Source organism: Kitasatospora sp. NPDC059599 (assembly GCF_042735125.1).
Lineage (GTDB): Bacteria > Actinomycetota > Actinomycetes > Streptomycetales > Streptomycetaceae > Kitasatospora.
Genome location: NZ_JBHWCL010000040.1, coordinates 54,443 through 60,442 on the forward strand (window position 1 = coordinate 54,443; position 6,000 = coordinate 60,442).

Genomic DNA, 6,000 nt, shown 5'->3' on the forward strand with positions numbered 1-6,000 from the left:
GGCAAGGTGGCCCATGGTTGCCGTTCTGCCGTTCTGCCGTTCTGCCGTTCTGCCGTTCTGTGGTCAGGCTTCGGCGCGCAGCCGGGTCCGGGTGCGCATCAGGATCCGGCCGAGCATGTTCCTGCCGGTGCCGGTGCTGCCGCGCCCCCAGTAGTGGTCGGTGGTGGTGTCCTCGACGATCTCCTGGTCGGCGGTGGACAGCAGGACGGCGCGGATGTCCTCGTGCGTGCGGAACTTGGCCTCCACCGCGCGGCGCATCACGTCGTCCTTGACGCGCTCCCAGTCCCGCCGCAGCGGCTTGGACCGGTCGCGGCCGAGTTCGGCGGCGCGCAGCGGTGTGCGGGCGCGGCGGATCAGGTCGGCGTGGCGGGTGCCGGTGAACTTCTGGGCCTGGAAGTAGTGTTCGGAGGTCGGCCACAGGTGGCCGTCGAGTTCCAGGGTGTGCGGGGAGAAGTTGGAGAAGCAGCCGTACGGGACGTCGTCGGCGCCGTAGAAGTAAATCGTCATCCGGGTGTCGCACGCAGTCGGGGCCGTCGGCGGGGTCGTGGGCGGGTCAGTCGGCGCTGGGCAGGGCGGGGGTGCCCCGGCGGATCCAGCGGCCGGCCGGGCGGCGTGGCGGGCGCACGACGACGCGGCCGAAGCTCTTGTGGCCGGCCAGTTCGACGCGCAGCGTGGCCGGGGTGCCGGCGTCCTGGGTCTGGCGGTTCCTGACGTTGGCGAACTCCAGTGCCAGGGCGTCGACGTCGACCGTGATACCCGGCCCGGTGATCAGCGTCAGGGTCTTGCCGCGCATGTCGAGGTCGATCCGCAGGGTGTCCTGGGTGATGACCGCCTCGGTGAAGTCGAGCGTCACGTCGCACCACTCCACGGAGAGTTCGATGCGGCGCGGCACGACCCAGCGTCCCGTCCGTTTGACGGTGGCCCACTTCTGGTCGATCCGCAGGAGGTCCTTGACGTCCGTCACGGCGCCGCCGGACAGCGACACGGGCGGCAGGTCGACGGTGAGGTCGGCGAGTTCGTCGACGGTGCGCGCGGACAGGGCGGCTTCGAGGCGCTCGTCGAGTTCGTCGGCGGTCAGGCGGCCGTCGCCCGCCGCGATCCGCAGCAGTTCGGCCACCCGGTCCCGGTCCGCGTGGGAGGCCCGCATCGCGGGCTGCGCACTGCGGCCGGTGTGGTTCCCGGTGGGTGGTGTCTCTGCCGGCATTGCGTCCTGTCCTGGGTTCGGCTTCTTGCTTCTCTTCTCGTTGTTCGCGCGGTGGGGGTCCAGCGGCGCGGACGGGACCCCACGCTATAGCGCGGCATGCGTTCCCGCCAGCGCCGATCCGGGCGGCCGGGTCCGGCCCGGCGGTGCGGGGCGGGCGGGGCGTTCCGGCGGGGTGACGGGGGCTCACCGTCCGGTCACGGCACGGCGGTGGTCTTGTCCGTGGCGCCGGGCCGGGGGGTGCCGTCGACGGCGACGCAGATGCCGAAGACGCGGTCGTGGCCGGTCCAGCCGTTGACGCGGCCCCGGTTGTTGCTGATCTGCACGCGTCGGCGGGCCGGGTCGACGGCCGACACCAGGTGCAGGTAGACGGTTCCGGCGACGCGGGCGAGGACGATGTCGCCCGGTTCGAGCCGGGCGGGGTCGACGGGGGCGACGCGCACCGGCTGGCGGCTGCGGATCAACGGGACCATCGAGGAACCGCTCGGCCGGAACTCGACGGTGGCCCCGCCGGCGACCCTGGCCGCCACCGCATCCAATGCACCCATCGGGCGATCGTGGCAGACCGGGGCGGGGTCGCCCCACCGGTTTTCCGCCCGCCGCGGTCACCGGCGGGGCGGCCCCTGCCCGGTCGGCCCGGGCCGCACCGCACCGCCCCCGGCGGCCGCGCCGCGGGGTGACGGGGGCTCAGCCGAACCAGCGGGCGAGGGCGGTGTCGAGCGGGGTGCCGTCGGTGTCGGTCCAGGCGAGGTAGCCGTCGGGGCGGACCAGGAGGGCCGTGGCGCCGTCGAGGTCCTCGTCGGTCGTGGCGACGACGTGGTCGACGCGGTCGGAGCGGTCGCCGACCGGGCGGGTCCGGCCGTCGAGGGAGAGCAGCAGGCCGCGGCCGGAGTGCATCAGGCTGCTGGCCCGGGTGGGGCCGTCCTGGGTGGTCAGGTCGAGGTCGATCAGCCGGGGGCCGACGCCGGGGTAGTGGAGGTCGAGGCCGGACATCATGCCGGCGACGTACCGGTTGGTGTCGGGCAGGTGGAGCAGGTCGGTCACGAGTTCTCGGACCGTGCCGATCTCCTCGTCCCGGCCGGCGTTCATGATCACGGCCTGGGCCCGGGTGTGGCGCAGGACGCGGGCGGCGACGGGGTGCCGTTCGTGGTGGTAGCTGTCGAGCAGGTCGGCGGGTGCCCAGCCGTGGATGGTGCCGGCGAGCTTCCAGCCGAGGTTGACGGCGTCCTGGAGGCCGAGGTTGATGCCCTGTCCGCCGACGGGCATGTGGATGTGGGCGGCGTCGCCGGCGAAGAAGACGCGGCCTTCGCGGTAGCGCTCGATCTGGCGGGCGGCGTCGCCGAAGCGGGAGGCGGCGTGCAGTTCGCCCAGTTCGGTGTCGGGGCCGTAGGCGGCGTGCAGGGCTTCGCGGACCTCGTCGGGGTGGACGGGTGAGCGGTGGTCGGGGCCGTCACCGGAGAGCTTGCCGAACAGGAGCCGGTACCGGTCGGGGCCGACGGGGTGCAGGATCGTGTGGTAGCCGCCGGCCGAGCGGGTGTACCGGCTGAAGTGCCCGCGTCCGGTGGGGACGGTGTCGGAGCGGGAGGCGAGGGTGAGGTCGGCGGCGACGGAGGAGATCCGGCGTTCGCGGCCGGGGAAGGGGACGTCCAGGAGCCGGCGGACGGTGCTGTGTCCGCCGTCGCAGGCGACGAGGTAGCGGCCGCGGATCAGGCCGTCGCCGGGGGTGGCGTCGGGGCCGGCGTCGGTGTGCCAGTGGGCGGTGACGCCGTCCGGGTCCTGGTGGACGGCGGTGACCTCGTGGCCGCGCAGGACGGGGACGCCGCGCTCGGTGAGGAGGTGTTCGAGGTGGGCTTCCAGCCGGGTCTGCGGGACGGTGACCGGGCGGGGGTGGCGGGTGCGCCAGGGGCGGCAGTCCAGTTCGACGGGCAGGGTGGCGAAGTGGCCGGTGGCGGCGTCGGACGTCTCCGGGGTGAGCAGCGGTTCGAGGAGTCCGCGCAGGTCGAGCACTTCGGCGGTGCGGGGCTGGAGGGATCCGGCCCGGGACTGGGTGTCGGGGGTGGAGCGCTTTTCGAGCACGACGGCCGGTATCCCGGCCAGCGTCAGCTCGTACGCCAGCATCAGCCCGGTCGGGCCCGCTCCCACGACGATGACCTCGGTACGCACGACGACCTCCAGAAAGAAGAACCAAGTGCAAATCTGCACTCAGTCTACCACGAGGTAGACTGAGTGCATGAATCAGCCGATGGGCCTGCGGGAACGCAAGAAGGAACGCACCCGGGAGACGATCGCCGACACCGCGATCCGCCTCTTCCTCGACAAGGGCTTCGACCAGGTCTCGATCACCGAGATCGCGGAGGCCGCCGAGGTCTCCCGGCGCACCCTCTTCGCCTACTTCCCCACCAAGGAGGACCTCGTACTGCACCGCTTCGCCGACCACGAGAACGAGGCCGCCCGAACCGTCCGCGCCCGCCCCGCCGGACAACCCCCACTGGAGGCGCTGCGGGCCGCCCTGCTCGACGCCCTGGCACACCGCGACCCCAACACCGGCCTGTGCGACGACCCCGGGGTCATGGCCTTCCTGCGCCTGATCGCCGACACCGAGAGCCTGGCCGCGCGGCTGATCCGGTACACGACGCGCGGCAGCGACGCCCTGGAGGAGGCCCTGCGGGAAGCCGACGTCGAACCGCTCACCGCGCGCCTGACGGCCGTCCAGGTGATCGCGGTACAGCGGGAACTGGCGGTCATGAACCAGGAACGCCTGGCGGCCGGCACCTCCGCCGACGAGCACTACCCGGAGGCCGTCCGCGCGACCGAACGGGCCTTCGACCTGCTGCGCGACGGGCTCGGGCAGCACGGCCAGGGGCCGTCCTTGGCATGAGCGCGGTGAACCTTCGCGCCGAAAGGGCCCGTTGAGCGGATCGGGGCGCACGAGACGCCCCGATCCGCTTCACAAGCCCTGGAGGACCCGTGCCCGCTACCCCCCGCTCCGTCCGGACGACCGGCCTGCTGCTGACCGCCGGCCTGATCTCCGCCGTCGGCCTCGCCGCGGCCGCCACCGCCACCGCCGCCCCGGCGACCGGCGCGTCGAACGCGGCGAAGCCGGTGGCCGCCCGGGCGACGCCCACCTCCAAGCCCACGCTCGCGCCGGACTTCACCCTCTGCTCCGGCGGCACCTACGGGTCCTACGCGGTGTTCGAGAAGCGCGGCAACCTGTCGACCACGGTCGTGCCGCCCGGCCAGTGCATCCACCTCGACCTGACCGGCCAGAGCAACGAGAAGGTCACCCTGTTCGGGCTCCGCCCCAACGGCCAGTCGTTCAAGATCGCCACCGACACCTTCGACGACGCCGCCGGCGAGCGCGTCCGCACCCTCGGCACCCCGGACCACGACGACTGGACCACCTTCTAGTCGCCGCCCGTCCGCCCCGGGAACCAGAGGTCCGTACCCGAAAGTCATGTCCGTCGTGAACTCCGACACCACCCAGCACCAGCCCCCCGCCCCGCCGGCACCCCCGCAGCCCGCTCGGCCCGACCGCAGGAGACTGCTGCTGAGCGCCGCCGGAGGCCTCAGCGCGCTCGCCGTCGCCGGCGGAGTCGGCTGGTGGGCACGCCGGGGCGACGTGCGCGGCCCGCGGCTGTGGAGCTCGCCCGACCTCGGCGGCCGGGTCGTCCTGGCCGCCGGGCCCGGCGATCCCGCAGAACAGCCCGCCGGACAGCCCGCCGGACCGCAGCAGGCGCTGTTCACCTCGGGATACGACGGCAGTGTGCGCTCCCTCGACCCGCGCACCGGCGCGGTGCGCTGGAGCCGGGCGGTCGGGGCGGCACCGCCCGTGGACGCCCTGGACGGCTGGCAGCTGGCCAACTCCGGCGGCTGGCCGCTGGCTTCGGGAGACGGCGTGGTGTGCGTGGTCTCCACCAGCGGTGTGCACGTCCTCGACGCGGCGACGGGCGAGCCCCGGTGGGAGGCGCCGCTGCCGGACTGGGACGAGTCCGCGTGGCAGCAGCAGCCCGTCGTCGGCGGCGGCAGCGTGTTCACCGCCCACGGCACCTCGCTGCACTGCCACGACGCGGCCTCCGGCGCGCTGCGCTGGAGCAGCGACCCCGGCGCCTCGGGCGTCCTGGCACTGGCCGGGGACACCGTGTACACCGCGGGCCGCTACGGCGGGATCCTCGCGTACGACGCGCACGGCGGCGAACGGCGCTGGGCCCAGGACGCCGTCGCCGCCGTCGGTGACGCCCCCGTCGTCCACCAGGGCGTCGTGCACGTGCGACAGACCGACCCGGGGGCGACCTCCTCGACGGTCTTCGCACTGGACGCGGCCACCGGGCGGGTGCTGTGGCAGCGCGGACGGCTGCCCGTGGCAGGCCCGCTGTCGGTCGCCGACCGATCGGTGTGCCTGCTCAGCGGGGACCGGCTGACGACCCTGGACACGCGGACCGGCGACACGATGTGGACGGCGAACGTTCCCATGGGCCTGGGGCGCGGGATGAGTTCGATGACCGCCGCGGACGGCAGCGTCTACGTGGGGACGAACGACGACCGGCTGTTCGCGTTCGACCTCGCGACCGGCCGGCCGCGCTGGCGGGACGAACCGGAACGGCTCACGGGGGGCACCGAGTACACCAAGGTGTTCCTGGCCGCCACCGGGTCGGCGGTCTTCCGCGGCAGCCGCACCGGCCTGCACGCCCTGGGAGCACTGCCCTCGGCCTGACGGCCGGGTCGGCCGGGTCGGCCGGGTCGGCCGGGTCGGCCGGGTCGGCCACGGCAACGTGCGGGAGTGGGAAGTCGGCCGGTCCGAC

At 73.9% G+C, this 6,000-nt stretch carries 7 protein-coding genes; 3 read left to right on the forward strand and 4 right to left on the reverse strand.

All coding sequences use genetic code 11. The features are described from left to right. Positions 1-63: 63 nt before the first annotated feature. From ACFV04_RS16745 to ACFV04_RS16760, 4 genes are all read right to left on the reverse strand, one after another. The gene (locus ACFV04_RS16745) at positions 64-507 is read right to left on the reverse strand and encodes an NADAR family protein (RefSeq protein WP_380349464.1); all 444 of its coding nucleotides are present in this window, start codon (positions 505-507) and stop codon (positions 64-66) included. Between the two features lie 46 nt (positions 508-553). Next, the gene (locus ACFV04_RS16750; protein WP_380529741.1) at positions 554-1,204 is read right to left on the reverse strand and encodes a DUF1707 domain-containing protein; all 651 of its coding nucleotides are present in this window, start codon (positions 1,202-1,204) and stop codon (positions 554-556) included. 194 nt (positions 1,205-1,398) lie between these two features. After that, on the reverse strand, positions 1,399-1,749 hold the full coding sequence (locus ACFV04_RS16755; RefSeq protein ID WP_380529743.1) for a S26 family signal peptidase: 351 nt from the start codon (positions 1,747-1,749) through the stop codon (positions 1,399-1,401). Between the two features lie 139 nt (positions 1,750-1,888). Next, positions 1,889-3,364 (reverse strand): FAD-dependent monooxygenase, encoded by a 1,476-nt coding sequence (locus tag ACFV04_RS16760; protein ID WP_380529745.1) that lies wholly within the window; start codon positions 3,362-3,364, stop codon positions 1,889-1,891. Positions 3,365-3,431: 67 nt separating this feature from the next. Here ACFV04_RS16760 and ACFV04_RS16765 point away from each other — a divergent pair, with 67 nt between their 5' ends. The 3 genes from ACFV04_RS16765 to ACFV04_RS16775 all read left to right on the forward strand — a co-directional run bounded on the left by ACFV04_RS16765 (position 3,432) and on the right by ACFV04_RS16775 (position 5,912). After that, positions 3,432-4,079, forward strand: coding sequence for a TetR/AcrR family transcriptional regulator (locus ACFV04_RS16765; protein WP_380349454.1), 648 nt, complete (start codon positions 3,432-3,434; stop codon positions 4,077-4,079). An 89-nt stretch (positions 4,080-4,168) separates the two neighbouring features. Continuing rightward, a complete protein-coding gene (locus tag ACFV04_RS16770; RefSeq protein ID WP_380349452.1) occupies positions 4,169-4,609 on the forward strand; it encodes a hypothetical protein in 441 nt (146 codons plus the stop codon). 46 nt (positions 4,610-4,655) lie between these two features. Next, positions 4,656-5,912: a PQQ-binding-like beta-propeller repeat protein gene (locus ACFV04_RS16775; protein ID WP_380529747.1), complete on the forward strand. Its 1,257-nt coding sequence runs from the start codon at positions 4,656-4,658 to the stop codon at positions 5,910-5,912. Positions 5,913-6,000 lie beyond the last annotated feature (88 nt).